This window comes from Streptomyces sp. RLB3-17 (assembly GCF_007113425.2).
In the GTDB taxonomy this organism is placed as follows: domain Bacteria; phylum Actinomycetota; class Actinomycetes; order Streptomycetales; family Streptomycetaceae; genus Streptomyces; species Streptomyces mirabilis_D.
The window spans coordinates 4,192,022-4,210,009 of the sequence record NZ_CP041610.2; the positions used below are offsets into that span (position 1 = coordinate 4,192,022).

Annotated in this window: 15 protein-coding genes; 1 reads left to right on the forward strand and 14 read right to left on the reverse strand. The window is 70.0% G+C overall.

Annotation, left to right across the window (positions count from 1 at the left end; translation table 11 throughout):
* Positions 1–66: 66 nt before the first annotated feature.
* The 6 genes from FNV62_RS19310 to FNV62_RS54620 all read right to left on the reverse strand — a co-directional run bounded on the left by FNV62_RS19310 (position 67) and on the right by FNV62_RS54620 (position 4,575).
* On the reverse strand, positions 67–684 hold the full coding sequence (locus FNV62_RS19310) for a histidine phosphatase family protein (RefSeq protein WP_097288959.1): 618 nt from the start codon (positions 682–684) through the stop codon (positions 67–69).
* Positions 685–800: 116 nt separating this feature from the next.
* Entirely contained in the window at positions 801–1,244 is a 444-nt protein-coding gene (rsfS, locus tag FNV62_RS19315; protein WP_054231941.1) for a ribosome silencing factor, read from the reverse strand.
* A 172-nt stretch (positions 1,245–1,416) separates the two neighbouring features.
* Positions 1,417–3,246: an LCP family protein gene (locus FNV62_RS19320; protein WP_097284693.1), complete on the reverse strand. Its 1,830-nt coding sequence runs from the start codon at positions 3,244–3,246 to the stop codon at positions 1,417–1,419.
* A gap of 25 nt (positions 3,247–3,271) precedes the next feature.
* On the reverse strand, positions 3,272–3,997 hold the full coding sequence (gene nadD, locus FNV62_RS19325) for a nicotinate-nucleotide adenylyltransferase (RefSeq protein ID WP_144315449.1): 726 nt from the start codon (positions 3,995–3,997) through the stop codon (positions 3,272–3,274).
* 79 nt (positions 3,998–4,076) lie between these two features.
* Positions 4,077–4,238: a hypothetical protein gene (locus FNV62_RS54615; RefSeq protein ID WP_095854717.1), complete on the reverse strand. Its 162-nt coding sequence runs from the start codon at positions 4,236–4,238 to the stop codon at positions 4,077–4,079.
* A 178-nt stretch (positions 4,239–4,416) separates the two neighbouring features.
* Entirely contained in the window at positions 4,417–4,575 is a 159-nt protein-coding gene (locus FNV62_RS54620; protein ID WP_095854716.1) for a hypothetical protein, read from the reverse strand.
* 103 nt (positions 4,576–4,678) lie between these two features.
* Here FNV62_RS54620 and FNV62_RS19330 point away from each other — a divergent pair, with 103 nt between their 5' ends.
* Positions 4,679–5,827: a M48 family metallopeptidase gene (locus tag FNV62_RS19330; protein WP_143605402.1), complete on the forward strand. Its 1,149-nt coding sequence runs from the start codon at positions 4,679–4,681 to the stop codon at positions 5,825–5,827.
* A 97-nt stretch (positions 5,828–5,924) separates the two neighbouring features.
* Here the strand turns inward: FNV62_RS19330 and FNV62_RS19335 are convergent, their stop codons facing one another.
* From FNV62_RS19335 to FNV62_RS19375, 8 genes are all read right to left on the reverse strand, one after another.
* Positions 5,925–6,992 carry a hypothetical protein gene (locus tag FNV62_RS19335; protein WP_144315450.1) on the reverse strand — a complete coding sequence of 356 codons (1,068 nt, stop codon included), beginning with the start codon at positions 6,990–6,992 and terminating at the stop codon, positions 5,925–5,927.
* Between the two features lie 144 nt (positions 6,993–7,136).
* Complete coding sequence (locus tag FNV62_RS19340; protein WP_054231937.1) at positions 7,137–7,787, reverse strand: hypothetical protein; 651 nt, start codon at positions 7,785–7,787, stop codon at positions 7,137–7,139.
* A gap of 62 nt (positions 7,788–7,849) precedes the next feature.
* Complete coding sequence (locus FNV62_RS19345; protein WP_060898896.1) at positions 7,850–9,136, reverse strand: glutamate-5-semialdehyde dehydrogenase; 1,287 nt, start codon at positions 9,134–9,136, stop codon at positions 7,850–7,852.
* A gap of 61 nt (positions 9,137–9,197) precedes the next feature.
* Positions 9,198–9,722 (reverse strand): hypothetical protein, encoded by a 525-nt coding sequence (locus tag FNV62_RS19350; RefSeq protein WP_413083863.1) that lies wholly within the window; start codon positions 9,720–9,722, stop codon positions 9,198–9,200.
* 169 nt (positions 9,723–9,891) lie between these two features.
* Entirely contained in the window at positions 9,892–10,998 is a 1,107-nt protein-coding gene (proB, locus tag FNV62_RS19355; RefSeq protein ID WP_060898895.1) for a glutamate 5-kinase, read from the reverse strand.
* A 505-nt stretch (positions 10,999–11,503) separates the two neighbouring features.
* On the reverse strand, positions 11,504–12,649 hold the full coding sequence (locus FNV62_RS19365; protein ID WP_144315451.1) for a glycosyltransferase family 4 protein: 1,146 nt from the start codon (positions 12,647–12,649) through the stop codon (positions 11,504–11,506).
* Positions 12,646–15,522, reverse strand: coding sequence for a CDP-glycerol glycerophosphotransferase family protein (locus tag FNV62_RS19370; RefSeq protein WP_144315452.1), 2,877 nt, complete (start codon positions 15,520–15,522; stop codon positions 12,646–12,648). Before FNV62_RS19370 ends, FNV62_RS19365 begins: the two co-directional genes overlap by 4 nt.
* Positions 15,523–15,530: 8 nt before the next feature.
* Entirely contained in the window at positions 15,531–17,789 is a 2,259-nt protein-coding gene (locus FNV62_RS19375; protein WP_097284696.1) for a bifunctional glycosyltransferase family 2 protein/CDP-glycerol:glycerophosphate glycerophosphotransferase, read from the reverse strand.
* Between the last annotated feature and the right edge of the window lie 199 nt (positions 17,790–17,988).

A 17,988-nucleotide genomic window follows, 5' to 3' on the forward strand; every position in this document is an offset into this window, starting at 1 on the left:
TAGCCTGCGACCTGCCAGAAAGTGAAATCCGGTCCCGCCCGGCCCCCGGGACCGGACAGGGGCCGCTCAGTCGTCGTCGCCGAGCACCGGCTCCGGCAGTGTGCCGGCATTGTGCTCGAGCAGCCGCCAGCCCCGCGCGCCCTCTCCGAGGACGGACCAGCAGCAGTTGGAGAGGCCGCCCAGGCTCTCCCAGTGCCGGGACTCCAGGCCGAGCAGGCGCCCGATGGTGGTGCGGATGGTGCCGCCGTGGCTGACGACCACGAGGGTGCCGTCCTCGGGGAGCTTGTCGGCGTGGCGCAGCACCACGGGGGCGGCACGGTCGGCGACCTCGGTCTCCAGTTCGCCGCCACCGCGGCGCACCGGCTCACCACGCTTCCAGGCGGCGTACTCGTTGCCGTACTGGGCGATGATCTCCTCGTGCGTCAGCCCCTGCCAGACGCCCGCGTAGGTCTCGCGCAGGCCTTCGTCGTGGATGACGTCGATGCCGGTGAGCGTGGACAGTTCGGCGGCCGTGTTCGCGGCGCGCTGGAGGTCCGAGGCGACGATCACGTCAGGCTTCAGCGAGGCGAGCAGCCGGGCGGCGCGGCGGGCCTGGCCGATGCCCGTCTCGGTGAGCTCGACGTCCGTGGTGCCCTGGAAGCGGCGATCCACGTTCCAGGAGGTCTGGCCGTGCCGCCACAGGATGACGCGGCGACCGCGGCCCGGCTTCTCCCCGGCCTCGACGCCCGCGACGGTCGGCTGCCGCCCCGCCTGGGCGTCACCCGTGGCGGATGTCGCGGCCGCCTCGGCGCCCGCCGCGGTCACCGCAGCTCCCCGAATTCGACGGAGTCCTCCTCGGCCTGCAGCTTGGCGTGCTCGGCGGCCTTGCCGCGGGTGGCCTTGGCGTCGGCGGGCAGGTCAAGCTCCGGGCAGTCCTTCCACAGCCGCTCCAGAGCGTAGAAGACACGCTCCTCGCTGTGCTGCACGTGCACCACGATGTCGACGTAGTCGAGCAGTACCCAGCGGGCCTCGCGGTCGCCCTCGCGGCGCACCGGCTTGACGCCGAGCTCCTTGTTCAGCCGCTCCTCGATCTCGTCGACGATCGACTTGACCTGGCGGTCGTTGGGGGCGGACGCCAGCAGGAAGGCGTCGGTGATCGAGAGAACGTCGCTGACGTCGTAAGCGATGATGTCGTGCGCGAGCTTGTCTGCGGCCGCCTGCGCGGCGGTGGTGATGAGCTCGATGGAGCGGTCCGTGGCGGTCACTACGCGGCTTTCCGTCGGCGGTCAGTAATGACTCAAGGGTCTCACGGACCGCCGACGGCACCCCACGCGTTTACGTGGCCACGTCCCGGGGGCCCCGAGACGTGGCGCCGACCACTCCGGAGGGTCACCCGTGACCACTCCTCGTGATCACCCAGTGGAGTGGTCACCGCGATCACCCGGTGGAGGTGGTCACCTTGTAGTCCTGGCCGAGGACCACCGAGACGTCCGCGTTGGACGAGCCACTGCCCTTCTTCACGGTGCTGGTGGGCAGACCGAGGGTCTTCGCGACCTCGATGGCGTCGTTCTTCCTGGCGGCATCGGTGTACGTGATCTGGGACACGCTCTGGGCGGTGGCGGCGGTGCCGGAGTCCAGGAAGGTGTAGCCGCCGTTGACCAGGACGACGCGGGCCTTCTCGGTGGCGTCCTTGTTCCCGGTGGCGTTCTTGATGCCGACACGGACGGCGGCGCCGGCGTCGGGACTCTTGGCGGTGCCGCCGAGGACGTCCTTGACCACGCTGTTGGTGGCGCTCTCGCTCAGGGTGCCGTCCGGCTGCACGGGCAGCAGCGCCGTCTTGTAGTCGCCGCCCTTGGCGAGGTCGGCGAGCTTGGCGAGGAAGGCGCCGAGGTCCTGGTCGGTCAGGGAGGGGTCGAGGATCTGCGCCAGGGTCTGCACGGTGGTGGTCGCGGCCTGCTTGTCCGAGGACAGCTTGCGCAGCACACCCTGCATGACCTGTCCGAACCGCTCCAACTGAGCGTTCTGGGCTTCGCCGGAGGCCCGGTAGGTGGCGTAGGCGACGGCCATCTTGCCGCTGAGGGTCTGGTTCTCGCCCTTCTTCACGAGGGGCGCCTCGCCCTTCTTCTTCGCATCGGGGTCCGGCACATCGGCGTTGGTGGTCAGGTCGATGTTGCCGACGAGGTCGACGAGGTTGTTGAGGTAGGGGGTGTCGAGGCGCCAGGTGCCCTGGATGTTGGTCCCGAGCACCGTGTCGATCGCGTCCCGGGTCCCGGAGGAGCCGTCGTCGCCGACGGACTTGGCGAGCGTGGTCGTCGAGCCGCTGTCGTCCGTCAGGGCAAGGGAGTTGGGCAGCAGGACGGTGGTGCCCTGCTTGGTGGTGGTGTTGTCGACGAGCAGGGCCGTGGAGGTGCCGCCGCCCTTCGTGTTGTGCAGGTGGACGACGATCACGTCACGGTTCTGGGCACCCGTGGCCGTCGTCGCGGCGGGCTTGCCGCCGGAGGAGGTGCCGGGCAGCTTCCCCGCGTACCAGAGGTAGCCGACGCCGCCGACCACGACCAGGGCGAGCACCACGACCAGGGCGACGACCCTGCTGCGGGCGCGGCGCTTGGCCTCCTCGCGGCGCTCGGTACGGTTCTCGGTGAAGTTGAGCCAGTCGATGACGTCTTCGGGCTCGGCTTCCTGCTCCTCGACGAAGGCGAACTGCTCGGTGCGGTAGTCCCGGTCGGCCCGGGGCTCGTTCTCCTCCGCGGGGCGCGCCTGCTGCGGAATGTACGCGGTCTGCTCGGCGACCCGGGGCTGCTGCCCGGTGCTCGTGCCCGCGGCGCCGGTCCCGCTCCGGGACTGACCCGCCTGCCCGGCCCGCTCCGCCTGCCCGCCTCGCCCCGTCTGCCCGGCCTGACCAGCCTGCCCCGTGTGCGCCGTCTGCCCGTAGGGGTCGTACGACGGCGTCGTCCCGGTGGCACCGGACGCGCCGGCTCCGTACGGGTCGTAGGGGTCGTAGGCGGGGACCGCGGTCTGCTGACCGGTGTCGTACGAGGACACGGGCTGCTGCTGACCGGTGTCATAGCCCCCCGCGCCGGTCGCGTACGGGTCGTAGCCGTAGCCCTGGTGCTGTTGGGGCTGCTGCGGCTGCCGCTGCGCGTACGGGTCGTAGCCCTGTTGGGACCCTTGGGGCGGCACCTGTCGGTACACAGGCTGCCCGAACTCGTCGTAGCCGACGAGCTCGTACTGGTCGCCGCCCGCGTATCCGTCGTATCGGTCGTTCACCGGTGCCCCTCTCGGCTCACTCGCCTCACTCGCCGCGGTACAGCTCACGCTTGTCGATGTAGCGCACCACACCGTCCGGTACCAGGTACCAGACGGGGTCGCCCTTGGCGACTCTCGCACGGCAGTCTGTGGAGGAGATGGCCAGCGCGGGAACCTCGACCAGCGAGACGCCGCCCTCCGGCAGGCCCGGATCGGTCAGGGTGTGACCGGGCCGGGTGACTCCGATGAAGTGCGCGAGGGAGAACAGCTCCTCCGCGTACCGCCAGGTGAGGATCTGACCGAGCGCGTCGGCACCGGTGATGAAGAACAGATCGGTGTCGGGGTTGAGGGCACGCAGATCCCGCAGGGTGTCCGTGGTGTAGGTCGGGCCGCCGCGGTCGATGTCGATGCGGCTCACCGAGAACTGCGGGTTCTCGGCGGTGGCGATGACCGTCATCAGATAGCGGTCCTCGGCCGGTGAGACCTTCCGGTCCGACTTCTGCCACGGCTGCCCGGTCGGCACGAACACCACCTCGTCGAGGTGGAACTGCGCGGCGACCTCGCTGGCCGCCACGAGGTGCCCGTGGTGGATCGGGTCGAAGGTTCCGCCCATGACGCCGAGGCGGCGCTTGCCCGGATTCGAGGGGCCGTTCCCGGGGCCGGTCGTCAACCGACTCGCCCCGCCTCTCACTGGGCCGCCGAGCGCGTCACCCGCGGCGCCGCCGCTCTCCGTGTCACTCGCCGGACCGGTAGGCATGTCCTGCTCTCCCATGCGTGCAGACCCTACCGGCCCGGTCGACGGGCTCCGCCCGACAGGGGTCCCCGGGACGGCTCCGAACGGCCGAAAAGGCTCAGCGGTCGCGGTTGAAACGCGTGGTGATCCACAGCAGCAGGAGCAGCACGAACAGCGCGCCACCGCCGGTCAGAAACGGGTTGAGGCTCTCATGGTTGCCCCCCTGCTCGCCCTCGGCGGCAACGGTGACCAACTGTGCAGCGGTGCTGTGGAAGCTCATCTCGGCAGGACCTATCCGGTGTGGGCGGGATAAAGACGTCGGCCCATCGTATGCGGGGGCCTCGGTCGCGATCACGCCGACTCCGCCGTTGGGGACGCCGGTTGCTCCGGCCTCCCCGGCCGACACAGCCTCGGTCGTGCGGCTTGTCCCCGCCGCGGCCGTGCCGCCTGTCCCGGTGTCAGTCGTCCCGCTTGTACCCACGCAGCAGGAACCAGGCGGTCAGACCGACCCCGACGATCATCACGATCAGCACGACACGGAGCAGATTGCCCGGGCCTTGCTTGTCTGCCGCGTTCGCGGCCTCGGTGAGCCAGGCGGCTGCGGGGATGTGCTCCATGGTGATGGACTCCTTCTCTGTACTGCCCGTCCACGTTATCTCCGCCTAGGCTGGTCCGTGCCTTGGGGGCACAAAAGGCACTCTGACGCACATGGGGGAACACATGTCCGACAACGGCCACCAGCAGAACGGGCACGAGAACGTGCCGAGCAGGCAGCGCAGGCGCTTCGAGGGGATCTCCTCACGCACCTACGAACACCCGGCGGACCGCTCGGCCCTGGTGGCCCTGCGCAAGCTCAGCGGCTTCGACACGGTCTTCAAGGCCCTGAGCGGCCTGCTGCCCGAGCGCAGCCTGCGGCTGCTGTTCCTGTCCGACTCGGTGCGCGTCTCGGACGCCCAGTTCGCGCACCTCAACACGATGCTGCGGGACGCCTGCCACATCCTGGACCTGGAGAAGGTCCCGCCGATGTACGTCGCCCAGGACCCGCAGCCGAACGCGATGTGCATCGGCCTGGACGAGCCGATCATCGTCGTGACGACCGGGCTCGTCGAGCTGCTGGACGAGGAGGAGATGCGGGCCGTCGTCGGGCACGAGGTCGGCCACGCGCTCTCCGGGCACGCCGTCTACCGCACGATCCTGCTCTTCCTGACCAATCTGGCGCTCCGGGTGGCCTGGATCCCGCTGGGCAACATCGCGATCATGGCGATCGTGACCGCGCTGCGCGAGTGGTTCCGCAAGTCGGAGCTGTCGGCCGACCGGGCGGGGCTCCTCGTCGGGCAGGACCTGAAGGCCTCGATGCGCGGCCTGATGAAGCTCGCGGGAGGAAATCACCTGCACGAGATGAACGTGGACGCGTTCCTCGAACAGGCCGAGGAGTACGAGGCCGGGGGCGACCTGCGCGACTCCGTGCTCAAGATCCTCAACACCCTCCCCCGCACACACCCCTTCACCACCGTGCGCGCCGCCGAGCTGAAGAAGTGGGCCGAGTCCCGCGACTACCAGCGGATCATGGACGGTCACTATCCGCGGCGCACCGAGGACAAGGAGACCTCGGTCTCGGACTCCTTCCGGCAGTCGGCGGCGAGCTACGCCACGGACGTCAAGAACTCCAAGGACCCGCTGATGAAGCTGGTCAGCGACATCGCGGGGGGCGCGGGCGACCTCGGCGGGCGGGTGCGGCGCGGGTTCGGAGGCTTCGCCGGCGGCACCCCGAAGGACCAGACCGCCCCGAACGACCAGACCACCTCCGAGGACCGGACCTCGCCGAAGGACCAGCCGCCCCGGGACAGCACCCCCGAGGACGACGACTGACACGCAAGGGAGCCGGGGACACGACGGTCACGGTCGGAACCGTGGGCGTCGGACCTGCGGCTGTCGGACCATCCAGCGGCCGCCAGACCCTCGGCCGTCAGACCCTCGGCTGCGAGCTCGTCGCCAGTGAGCCGCACAGTGCCGTCGCGCTGCCCGTCGCGTACGGGTCGGTGCCGGCCGGGCCGCCCGCTTTCGCCGTCTGGCCCGCGAGCAGCGGGTGCAGATGGGTCACCGAGTCCTCGGAGCAGGCGAGCGGTCCGGCCTGGACGTAGGAGACGACCACCTGGGCCTGGTGCATGCGCAGGTCGTCGCGGTCGAAGCGGAACTGCAGCTCGCGCCGGACGGTGAACAGCGAGGCCTTCGCGTTGACGTCCGAGCCGGCCGGCTTCAGGGCGTACACGAAGGTGTGGTCGGCGATGACCTCAAGGGTGCTGGAGTCGAACTCGGCGGCCTGAAGGGTGCCCTGCACCCTGACCCTGGAGTCGGCGAGCTGGGCGCGGGTGGGATCGAAGCGGACCAGCCAGCCGGTGGGTGCGTGCCGGCCGTCGGCGGCCGGGTGGTCGAAGCTCTGGTCGAACTGGTCGAGCTGCTGGGGGGCGAGCAGGATCCGCACGGGCCGGTTGGTGACGCCCGTGAGCACCTCCGGGTCGAGCGAGGACTTCACGAGGTAGTCCTTGGCTGTGGTCAGGGCGGCCACGACCTGGCTGTCGGAGAAGTGCGCGGTGCGCCGGTAGGCGGGCAGTGCGATGCCGTCGGCGCCGACGGCGAACTGGGCGGCCGGGCTGTGCGCGTACAGCTGCTCGGCGCTCGTGGCCCCCGGTACGGCGGTCTGGGGCGCGAGGGGTATGACGGTCATCCGCAGCGGTTCGGGGGGCTGGGCGGCCGGGGTCTGGTACGGGTGCCGTACACCCATGTAGATCGCGGTGCCGAAGGCGACGGCGATCAGCAGGACCAGGATCAGCGCCTGCCGGGGCAGACCGCGCTGAAGGGTGGGGCGGCGGCGTACGGCCGGGGCGTGGTCGGCCATCCGCTCCTGCGCGGAGAACTCCTGAAGCCGGGCAGCACGGACGAACGACTCGTCGAAGACGACGGATCGGTATTCGTCCTCTCCACCAGCGGGAGCGCCCTCGGGTGTCCCCTCAGGTGGGTCTCCAGGCCCGCCCATACCTTCAGGGTAGGTCTCCGGGGGCTCAGGTAAACGCCGTGGTACACGACAACTTCTGACAGGTTCTCACCAGGATCGCCAAGGACCGCCGCGATCGTCAGAATGTTCGAATGGCCGTCAGAGGTGGCGCGGGCGCCATGGGTGTCAGGGCGTTTTGGGGACCGCTGACACGGCCGAATGGGAGTACTCGGCCGAAGCGGAGGGGCCGGGGCCGGTGACCTTGTCCTGGCCTTGTTCAAGGCCCGTGGAGGCGGGTGGCGGGACCTGGTCCTGGCGGCCCGAGGAGGCCCCCCGGTAGACCGCCGTGAAGGCCAGGGCGACCATGCCCACGCCCATCACGAGGGCGAGCACCCAGGCGACGGGGCGGTGCCAGCGGGCCTGTTTTCCGTAGGCCCTGCCGTATCTGCCGTACGAGCCCGGCGCTCCGTAGCGGCCTTCGAGGATCTCGGTGTCGTCGAGGTCGTCCAGGTCCGGGTCATGGCCGAAATCGCCAGGGCCGTCGGGCCCGAACCCGTCCTCGTAGCGCTCGTCGTCGCCGCGGGCACCCCGGGAGTGCGCCCGGCGCGCCTCGGCCTCTGAGGCCTCCGCGCGGGCCTGCGCGGCTGCTAGGAGGCGTTCGACGGCGGTCGGCTCATGAAGCACCGCCGCACGTACGAAGTCCTCGTCGAAGACCACGGAGGCGAACTCTTCGTCCGCACCCCCGCGGTCGCGGTCGTCGTCGGGCTCCCAGCCGTCAGGGAACGGCGTGCCCCCCACGTCCTCCGGCACGGATCCAGAGTAGACCTGGGGGGTCATTTTGGGCAGACGGTATGGAAATTCATCCGCCTGACGAGACGCGGCTCACGCGGAGCGCGGGCTCAGCGCCGGATGTGTCCGTCGCCCGTGACGATGTACTTGGTGCTCGTCAGCTCCGGCAGTCCCATCGGCCCTCGCGCGTGCAGCTTCTGCGTGGAGATGCCGATCTCGGCGCCGAAGCCGAACTGGCCGCCGTCGGTGAAGCGGGTCGAGGCGTTCACGGCGACCGTGGTGGAGTCCACCAGCTGGGTGAAGCGGCGGGCGGCCTGCTGCGAGGTGGTGACGATGGCCTCGGTGTGGCCGGAGGTCCACAGCCGGATGTGTTCGACGGCCCGGTCGAGCGAGTCGACGACGGCGGCGGCGATGTCGTACGAGAGGTACTCGGTCTCCCAGTCCTCGGGCGTGGCCTCGACGACGGTGGCCTTGGAGTCCTTGGCGTAGGCGAGGACGCGCTCGTCGGCGTGCACGGTGACCCCGGCGTCCGCGAGGGCGTCCAGGGCGCGCGGCAGGAACTCCGGGGCGATGTCCTGGTGCACGAGGAGCGTCTCGGCGGAGTTGCAGACGCTGGGCCGCTGCGCCTTGGAGTTGATCAGGATGTCGATCGCCATGTCGAGGTCGGCGTTGGCGTCGACGTACACGTGGCAGTTGCCCGTGCCGGTCTCGATGACGGGGACGGTGGATTCCTGGACCACCGTGCGGATCAGCGAGGCGCCGCCGCGCGGGATGAGCACGTCGACCAGACCGCGGGCACGCATCAGCTCGCGCACCGACTCGCGGCCCTCGCCGGGCACCAGCTGGATGGCGTCGGCGGGCAGTCCGGCGCCGCCCACGGCGTCGCGCAGCACCCGGACCAGCGCGGTGTTCGACTCGAAGGCCGAGGAGGAGCCGCGCAGCAGGACGGCGTTGCCGGACTTCAGGCAGAGGGCGGCGGCGTCGACCGTGACGTTCGGGCGGGCCTCGTAGATGATCCCGACGACGCCGAGCGGGACACGGACCTGGCGCAGGTCGATGCCGTTCGGGAGGGTCGAGCCGCGTACGACCTCGCCGACCGGGTCGGGCAGCGCGACGACGTCCCGCACGTCCGAGGCGATGGCGCGCACGCGCTCGGGCGTGAGCGTGAGCCGGTCGATGACGGTCTCGCTGGTGCCGGCCTCGCGGGCGCGCGCGATGTCCTTGGCGTTGGCCGCGACGATCTCGCTCGTACGGACCTCCAGCGCGTCCGCGATCGCGAGCAGCGCGTCGTCCTTCTCGGCCCGCGGCAGGGGTGCGAGATCGGCGGCGGCGGCCTTGGCGCGGTAGGCGGCCTGGGTGACCGGGGACATCGAGTCGTACGGCGAGAGCGTGGTCATATCGGAAGGGTAGTGCGCCGGACGGACCCGTCCAGCGGCTGTCCCACACCCCGAGACAGGGTCAAAAGGGATGGACTCCGACCGGAGTGGCCGGAAGTGGTCCATACCCCTCCGCGATCCGCTGGTGGTACGTCTCGCGGTCGATGACCTCCAGGCCGACGATCTCCCAGGGCGGGAGCTTGGCGGTCTGGCGGTGTTCGCCCCACAGGCGCAGGGCGACGGCCGCCGCGTCGTGCAGGTCGCGGGCCTCTTCCCAGTAGCGGATCTCCGCATGATCATTGGCGTAGCGGCTGGTCAGCAGGAACGGGTGGTCGTGGGCCAGCTGTTCGAGGGCACGCCTGACCTCCTTCAGCGGGGCCTCGCCGCCCGAGACGCTCAGCGTGACGTGCCACAGCCGCGGCTGGTCGGCCGGCTTCCCGCGCTGGTAGGTGTCACCGGCCGCGACGCTCGTCAGGGCCCGTTCCTCGCCCGCCGCGCGGGAGGCCGGACCACCCGCCCGGGAGGCGGCACCGCCGCGGGACGCCGCCGCCCCAGGGCGCACTCGTCTCACGACGGCCTCCTTTTCGCACTGGTCCGCAATGGTCATACTGCATCGGGCTGCACCGGGCTGCACCGGGGTCTCCCCGCAACAAAGTTGAGCAGGTGGGGAGCCGCCGTGTGGCGCTTTTACACAACGTCCCCCGGCGGGGGCCTCGGAATCGGCCTTTTACGGGTGTACTGGACAGCTGTTTCAGAGGTGGCGCGGAACAGGCGTCTTACGGATGCAGGAGCACGAGGTCGTCCCTGTGTACGACCTCGCGTTCGTACTCCGGGCCCAGTTCGCGGGCCAGCTCGCGGGTCGAGCGCCCGATGAGCTGGGGAATCTCCTTGGCGTCGAAGTTCACCAGACCCCGTGCGACCGCACGTCCCGTGCTGTCGCGGAGCTCGACGGGGTCGCCCGCGGTGAAGTCGCCCTCGACGGCCGCGATACCCGCCGGCAGCAGCGAGGTGCGCCGGTCGACGACCGCGCGCACGGCCCCGTCGTCCAGGACGAGCGCGCCCTGCGGGGTCGATGCGTGCTGCAGCCACAGCAGCCGGTCGGCGGAGCGCTTGCCGGTGGGGTGGAAGTACGTGCCGGTGTCGCCGCCCGCGAGGGCCTCGGCGGCGTGCACGGCGGAGGTGAGCACCACGGGGATGCCCGCGGCCGCCGCGATCCGGGCCGCCTCGACCTTGGTGACCATGCCGCCGGTGCCGACGCCCGCCTTGCCCGCGGTGCCGATGTCGACGTGCGCGAGGTCCCCGGGTCCGCGGACCTCCGCTATGCGCGAGGTGCCGGGCTTGCTGGGGTCGCCGTCGTACACGCCGTCCACGTCGGAGAGCAGGACCAGCAGGTCGGCCCGGACGAGGTGGGCGACGAGCGCGGCAAGCCGGTCGTTGTCGCCGAAGCGGATCTCGTCCGTGGCGACGGTGTCGTTCTCGTTGACGACCGGCAGGGCGCCCATGGCGAGGAGCTTGTCGAGGGTGCGGGCCGCGTTGCGGTGGTGGGCGCGCCGACTGGTGTCGTCGGAGGTGAGGAGCACCTGGCCGACACGGACGCCGTGGCGGGCGCAGGAGGCGGTGTAGCGGGCGACCAGGAGGCCCTGGCCGACGCTGGCGGCGGCCTGCTGCCGGGCCAGGTCCTTGGGGCGGCGACGCAGCCCGAGCGGGGCGAGGCCGGCCGCGATGGCGCCGGACGAGACGAGGACGATCTCCTTCTCGCCGCCGCTGCGGTGCTTGGCGAGGACGTCGACGAGCGCGTCGACACGGTCGGCGTCGAGTCCGCCGGTGGCCGTGGTCAGCGACGAGGAACCCACCTTGACGACGATTCTGTGGGCCTCGTGCACGGCCTGCCTTGCCTTTGCCACCTTGCTGTCCGTCTCCTCACGCCGATCCCGCTGCACGCCCGTGTCCACGTGCAGAATCTACGCGAGGCGGGGCGGTCGCCGCGCGGTCGTCCAGTACGCGGACGAGCGGCAGAGAGCCGCAACACTGAAGGAGTCAGTCAGTCTCCGGACGTCAGCAAGAGGGGCGGCAGGGGTCCGTTGACGCCTTCGGCGTCCCGGGTCCCGCGGGCGCCAACCAGCACCTCGCTCAGAGCATCCACTACACCGGCACCAAGCTGTACCTCGGCGTGCCGTACGGTCCGGGCAGCTACGGCACGGCCTACGCCCTGCCGCTGTCCAATGTGACCGCCGGCGGCTCGAACGCGGCGATCACCACCTACCAGCCCGGCCAGGGGGTCCGCTGATCCGGCCGCGGTAAGCACCAGAATACGAAGGAGGGGCTTCCCCGGCACTCAGCCGGGGAAGCCCCCCTTTCAGCTCCGCAACCCGCGGGACGCAGCGATGTTCAGCGCTCCAGGAACGCGAACAGTTCCTCCCACCGGTCGGTGATGGCGGCGGGCGAGTAGCGCTGGACGTTCTTCCGTGCCCGCTCCCCCATCGTGTCGCGGAGGTCGGCGTCCTCCATCAACCGGCCCAGCTGGTGGGCGAGTTCGGTGGTGTTGCCGGGGTGGGCGAGGAGTCCGTCCTCCTCGTGCCGGATGATCTCGTGCACGCCGGGGGCGCAGTCGAAGGCGGCACACGGCACGGCGCAGGCCATCGCCTCCAGCAGTGCCAGTGGAAAGCCCTCGCCTCGGGACGACTGCACGAACACGGATGCCCCGCGCAGCGCGGCGGCGACGTCGTCGGTCTGGCCGGCCCACTCCACCGATCCGTCCAGGCCCAGCCGGGTGCACTGCTGCCGCAGCGCCTGCTCGTCGGGGCCTGAGCCGTAGACGCGCAGGAGCCAGCCGGGGTGCTTCGGCGCCGCCTCGGCCCAGGCGTCCAGGAGCATGTCGATGCCCTTCTGGTGCCCCAGCCGGCCGATGCTCGCGACGACCTTCTCAGTGCGCTGAGAGGCGGCCTCCGGCATCATCGGCAGCGGGTTCGGCATGTACCCGACGTTGTTGAGGCCGCGGCCTATCCACAGGTCGGCGTCCTCGCGGGTCAGCAGCAGCAGGCGGTCGACGTCCTTGTAGTACCGCTCGACGCGCTGGAATCGGGAGGAGCCGCGCGAGTACTCGTAGGACTCGTGGCTCATGCCGATGACCGGGTGCCCGGCCGTGTCCGCGATGGCCACCCACTCCATGGCCCACACCTGGGTCACGATGATCAACGCACCGGGCTCGGCGGCGCGGAAGATGCGCGACAGCCGCTCGGTGGCCTCCCGCATGCCCGTCTCGCGGGCGGCCTCACGCCGCCGCGCCGCGAGGTTGGCACGGCTCCGCAGGGTGCGCGCCTGCCAACGCCCCGGCGGGCGCTCGTCGTAGAGCGTCACCGTGGCGAACGGCGGGTTGTCGCCGAGGTCCATGGGCACTTCGGGCGGCGCGATGCCCACGATGGTCACCCGGTGACCGCGCTCGGCGAACAGCGTGGCCATCAGCGCCTGCCAGCGTGCCACGCCACCGAGTTCGTTGACCTCGTTGGCCACAAAGATGATGTCACGCTGTGTCATCGGGCGTCTCCCCGGTTTCCGAAGAAGCGGTCGACAATCTGCGCGGCGGCGTCGCCGCGGTCGTACTCGCCGTACTGGGTCACGAATTCCTTGAGGCGTCCCTCCTGGTCGGACGCGAGGGCATCCAGATCCGTCAGGACGTCGAAGAGCTCCTCGGCGGTCCGCACGACGGGGCCGGGGGCCTGTTCGGACAGGTCGAAGTACGTGCCACGGCTGTTGTTGACGTACTCCTCCCAGTCGTAGGTGAAGAAGACCATCGGGCGCTGCAGCAGCGCGTAGTCGAACATCACCGAGGAGTAGTCAGTGATCATCGCGTCCGCGAGCAGGAGGACGGGGGTGATGTCCGGCTCCTCGCTGACGTTGACCACGCGGCCGGCCACGGACGGCGGGAGCGTCACGTTGTTGAGGTAGTGGGTCCGGATCAGCAGGGTGAAGCGGTCACCGAAACGGTCCGCGAACGCATCGACGTCGAACGGGAACTCGAACTTCCGCACGCCACCGTTGGCCTGCTCCCGGAACGTCGGCGCGTACAGGACGACCGGACGATCCCGGCGGATGCCGAGCCGCTCGGCGAGTTCCCGCGCCGTCGGGTCGAGAGCCTCGGCGTCCTTGGCCCGCACCAGGGCGTCGTTGCGCGGGTAGCCCGTGCGCAGGAGCTTCTCCTCCGGAATCCGGTAGGCGGGGGCCAGGGTCTCCTCGTCGTGCCGGCCGCGCACCACGAAGTGGTCGAACCGGTCGATCGCCTCCTGGTAGGAGCGCTGCTCGTGCTCCGACTGGATGCGGTACTTCGGCTCGTCGAATCCCATGCGCTTGAGGGCGGAGCCGTGCCAGGTCTGGATGTACGTGGTCTCGGGGCGCTTGCTCAGCTTGAGCGGGAAGCCCTGGTTGTCGATCCAGAACTCGGCCTGCGCCAGCGCCTTGAGGTAGGACCAGGACCAGCGCCGGACCAGCTCGACGTCCTTCGGGAAGCCCGTGGGACGCTCACCGGCGTACGACCAGATGGCCTTGAAGGGCACGCCGCGGCGGCACATCTCCTCGTAGATCGCCCGTGGGCTGTCGCTGTACTGCTTGCCGAGGTGGCTCTCGAAGACGACCGTGCCCTTGCGGACGGGCAGGAGCCGGATCATCCGGTGGTACGCCTCGATCTTCCGGGGGCCCGACTGCAGGTCCTTGCGCACCGAGACGACCTTGCGCGCCATCTTCTTCGCCAGCTCGGCGGGCGGGCTCTGCATGTTGCGCTGCACCAGCATCGAGGTGCGCCGGGCGAGCCTGCCGTGCTGGGTGAGGCGGAAGGCGAGGTGGCCCTTGGCTGAGGCGTGCGGCTGGAGGCGGTCGGCCATCATCCGGCCGAGCCGGGGACGGATGCGGACGGCTCCCGAATCCTCCAGCGAGATCTGGCTGACCGTCAGGCGGCTGGTCGTCCGCTCGCCGTTGACGGTCAGGTGCAGGCGCACGTCCCACACGTCGTCGACGATGCCGACGGGACGGAGCGCGGCGGCCAGCGGCAGGGCGGCCCGCCAGGTCACGGACTCGCCCTCGTGCTTCAGGCTCTCCACCGGGAACCGGAACGTCTGCAGGCTCCTGCGGCGGGCGCGGAACTCCAGTTCGGCCTTGAGCTTGGCGTCCGGCGGGATCACACCGAGCGGGTTCACGAGTGCTCCGGCCAGCGTGATGCCCGAGGGGCTCTCCGCGTAGTCGGTCACCTCGTTGCGCAGGCTGAGGCGCTGCACCGGCTTGGCGTGGTAGCCGAGGTCGGTCACATCGAGGACCTCGCGGCCCAGCGGGTCGTCGAGGTGTTCCGTGCACCAGTAGACCCGGCCGTCGCGCTCCAGCAGCGGGCTGGACACCTTGTTGGTGTTGATGAGCGTGTCGATCGCCGGGGAGAGGTTGGCCCAGTCCTCCTGCAGCAGAAGGTAGGCGCAGATCCGGTGGATCGGGGACAGCTCGTCGTAGGCAGCCTGGGGGAAGTCCCGGATGTAGCCCCGGGTCATCTCGGCGAAGCGGTGCCGGTAGTCGTCGTCCAGGAAGGGCAGGTCCCGCAGGTACAGCACGAGGTCGTTCTTGAGGAACTTGCGGTCCTTGTGGAGCTTCAGCTCGTCGTGGCCCAGCTCGGCGAGGATGCGGTCGATCCGGCGGTGGATCTCCACTCGGTCGGCGAAGTTGCTGATCTCGTGACGCCGGTTGCTGATCGACTTCTCGACGGCCTTCTCGACCACGTTCCAGTAGTAGACCGTGTTCGGGATGAGGGTGATCCGAGTCGCGGCCAGGTAGGCCTGCGCCGAGAAGAGCAGGTCCTCGTAGTGGATGCCTCGGGGGAAGGTCAGCCCGTTCTCGAGCAGGAACTCGCGCCGGTAGCACTTGTTCGTCGACAGGGTGTCGAAGACCAGCAGGTCCGGTATCTCCGCGATGGAGTCGAAGGTACGGGTCTCCCGGTACAGCCACGGGTACCACTTGACCGTCTTGCCGTGCCTGTTGTCCGTGTGGACGCGCACGCACAGCCCGGAGACAAGGTCGGCCCCGGTGCTCTCCGCCGCGTCCAGCATGTTGCGGCAGGCGTTGAGCTCGAGGGTGTCGTCGCTGTCGAGGAACATCACGTAGCGACCACGGGCAACGGCCACGCCCTGGTTGCGCGGCTCGCCGCAGCCACCGCTGTTCTCGGCCAACTGGATCGCCCGCACGCGGTCGGACCGGGCGGCCAATTGCTGCGCGACCTCGTACGAGCCGTCGGTGGAGTGGTCGTCGGCGATGATCACCTCGACGCTCTGCAGGGTCTGGTCGAGGACTGACTGCACGGCTGTCGGAAGGCGTTCCGCGTCATTGAAGACGATGACGACGACGCTGATGTCGGGCGTTGTGTCGGGGTGCTCGGACACTGCAGCAGCTACCTCTGGCTCGAGTAGGTGGATATCGGGGCCGATGCTTCGTGGGCCGTTCCGGGTGGCGGAGCGGGGATCCGTTCGTCCAGCGGCACGACGGGTGGCATGGCCTCGAGGGGCTCGCCGAGGAAGATGTGGCGCACGACACGCTCCGCCGCGCGACCGTCGTCGAAGTCGCAGAAGCGGCGCCGGAAACCGTCCCGGGCCCGGGCGGCCCGCTCGCCGCGCCAACCGTCGGAGCAGAGTACCTCGGCCAGCTCCTCCTCAGTGGTGGCGACCGCGCCCGGGGCCTGGGCTACCACATCGAAGTACGTGCCACGGACGACGGAGTACGTGTCCCAGTCGTCGGCGAAGATCACGATCGGGCGGTCCAGGTTGGCGTAGTCGAACATCGCTGACGAGTAGTCCGTGATCAGACAGTCGGCAGCGAGATAGAGGCGCTCGACCGCGGGGTGGGCGGACACGTCGAGGATCCGGCCCTCGGACCGCAGCTCGGCGAGCCGGTCGGACCGGTTGTGGAAGTAGTGCCCGCGCACGAGCAGCGTGGCCTCCGGCCCCAGCCGCTCGGCGAGCTTCTCGAGGTCGAGACGGGGTACGAAGCCGGGCTGGTACTCGCGGTGCGTCGGCATGTAGAGGAAGGCCGTCGTGCCGTCGTCCAGCCCGAGGTCGCGGCGGGCCTCGCGGACGTCCTGAGCCGTGGAGTTGAGCAGGACGTCGTTGCGTGGGTAGCCGGTCTCCAGGGAGGTGTACGCGCAGGGGTACGCCCGCTCCCACACGGCGCTCGAGAACCGGTTGGAGACGAGGCTGAAGTCCCAGCGATCGCAGCGCTCGAGAAGTTCGGCGAAGTCCATGCTCGTCGAGGCCGGGTACTTCTGCTGGTCCAGGCCCATGGTCTTCAGCGGGGTGCCGTGGTGCGTCTGCACATGGATCTGGCCCTCCCGCTTCACCACGGCGTTCGCGAAGTTCACGTTGTTGACCAGGTAGGTGGCACGGGCGAGCGCCGCCCAGTACTCGCGCGACCCCACCCGCACATGCTCGACACCCTCCGGCACCGTGTCCATCGCGTCCGGGTGGACGGCCCACACGCGGCGTATGTCTGGGGTGCGGCGGGCGAGTTCGGCGTCGATGGCCGCGGGGTTGCAGGAGACACCGCGGCTCCAGAACGCGGAGAACACCGCGAGGTTCTCGTCGCGCGGCAGCCTCAGCTGGGACTGGTAGAAGAGGCTCATCGCGCCGCGCTTGGAGCGGTGGAGCGCGGTGCGTGCCCGCCCCTTGACCGTGTTGCGGATCTTCACCGCGGCCATGGCGCTCACCATCTGGGCGTACGCGTCGCGCTCGAGCATCGCGAACTTGTGGCCGCGGTCGCCGGCCGGCCGCCTGAAGCCCTCGGGAAGGCGGGCGCGGTAGTCGGCGGCGGCACGGTGGAAGAACTCCGCCCGGGCGTCCTGCGGCAGGCGGCCCGGGCGCTCCAGGATGGTCAGGTACTGGTTGACCATCTTGCGGAACAGCGGTGCGCGCCACTGCGCGCGGTCCTCACGGGCGTCGACGAAGTCGAAGATGCGGCGGTACTGGTCGAAGACGTCGAAGTGCTTGCGGCTGACGGTCCCGAGAATGTTGCCGCCCTCGCGCCGCTGCCTGTACAGCAGGCAGACGCGGTCCAGTACGGCGATGCGATCGGCGCTGATCAGGGAGCAGAACGTCCAGGGGGCGTCCTCGTAGTAGCCCGGCGGGAAGGCGAGGCCCTGGCGGGCGATGAAGTCCCGGCGGTAGGCCTTGTTGCAGACGATCTGCAGCAGGTCGAGCAGCTGCGGCCGGTCGGCGAGGGAGAACACGTCCGGGCCGGCGCTCGTGAGCAGGTCCCTCCGCTGGTTCGGGCGGACCTCGCCGTTCCAGTAGGTGCGGACGTAGTCGTAGATGAGTATCTCGGGGTCCCCGGTGGCCTCCAGCCGCCCGGCTATCGCCGCGAGCGCCCCCGGGGACAACGTGTCGTCACTGTCGAGGAACAACACGTAATCGCCCCGGGCCTTTTCCAGCGCGGCATTCCGCGCACGCCCGAGCCCGACGTTCTCGGTGAGGTGAATCACACGAATTCGGTCGTCCTGTGCGGCGTACTCGTCGAGGATGGCGCCCGACCCGTCCGGAGAGCAGTCGTCGACCGCGACTATTTCGAAGTCCGCGTAGTCCTGCCCCAGGACGGATTCAAGACACTCGGAGAGATACCCCTGCACCTTGTAGACGGGGACGACGAGGGAGAGTCTTGGCATCCTTTTGCAACCTGTTTCCGGGGCGAACCTCGAGAGCGCGTGCGGGCCGGCACGCACGGCCGTTACCGGCCGTGGGACGCACCGCCCAATAGAGTAAAGGATTCACGAGATGTTTCCGTGAAGACGGTAGTCGCGTAGCGCTCCCTCGCCTTAACCGTCTTGTCCGCCCTTCTGCATGGGCGCCCCATTTGCCTGACTC

Excerpts from the sequence above, each read along its gene's own strand:
- nadD (WP_144315449.1), bottom strand. The coding sequence starts at position 3,997 with ATGGGAGAGCAGGACATGCCTACCGGTCCGGCGAGTGACACGGAGAGC.
- FNV62_RS54615 (WP_095854717.1), bottom strand. The coding sequence starts at position 4,238 with ATGAGCTTCCACAGCACCGCTGCACAGTTGGTCACCGTTGCCGCCGAG.
- FNV62_RS54620 (WP_095854716.1), bottom strand. The coding sequence starts at position 4,575 with ATGGAGCACATCCCCGCAGCCGCCTGGCTCACCGAGGCCGCGAACGCG.
- FNV62_RS19330 (WP_143605402.1), top strand. The coding sequence starts at position 4,679 with ATGTCCGACAACGGCCACCAGCAGAACGGGCACGAGAACGTGCCGAGC.
- FNV62_RS19335 (WP_144315450.1), bottom strand. The coding sequence starts at position 6,992 with ATGGGCGGGCCTGGAGACCCACCTGAGGGGACACCCGAGGGCGCTCCC.
- FNV62_RS19340 (WP_054231937.1), bottom strand. The coding sequence starts at position 7,787 with ATGACCCCCCAGGTCTACTCTGGATCCGTGCCGGAGGACGTGGGGGGC.
- FNV62_RS19345 (WP_060898896.1), bottom strand. The coding sequence starts at position 9,136 with ATGACCACGCTCTCGCCGTACGACTCGATGTCCCCGGTCACCCAGGCC.
- FNV62_RS19350 (WP_413083863.1), bottom strand. The coding sequence starts at position 9,722 with ATGACCATTGCGGACCAGTGCGAAAAGGAGGCCGTCGTGAGACGAGTG.
- FNV62_RS19365 (WP_144315451.1), bottom strand. The coding sequence starts at position 12,649 with ATGACACAGCGTGACATCATCTTTGTGGCCAACGAGGTCAACGAACTC.
- FNV62_RS19375 (WP_097284696.1), bottom strand. The coding sequence starts at position 17,789 with ATGCCAAGACTCTCCCTCGTCGTCCCCGTCTACAAGGTGCAGGGGTAT.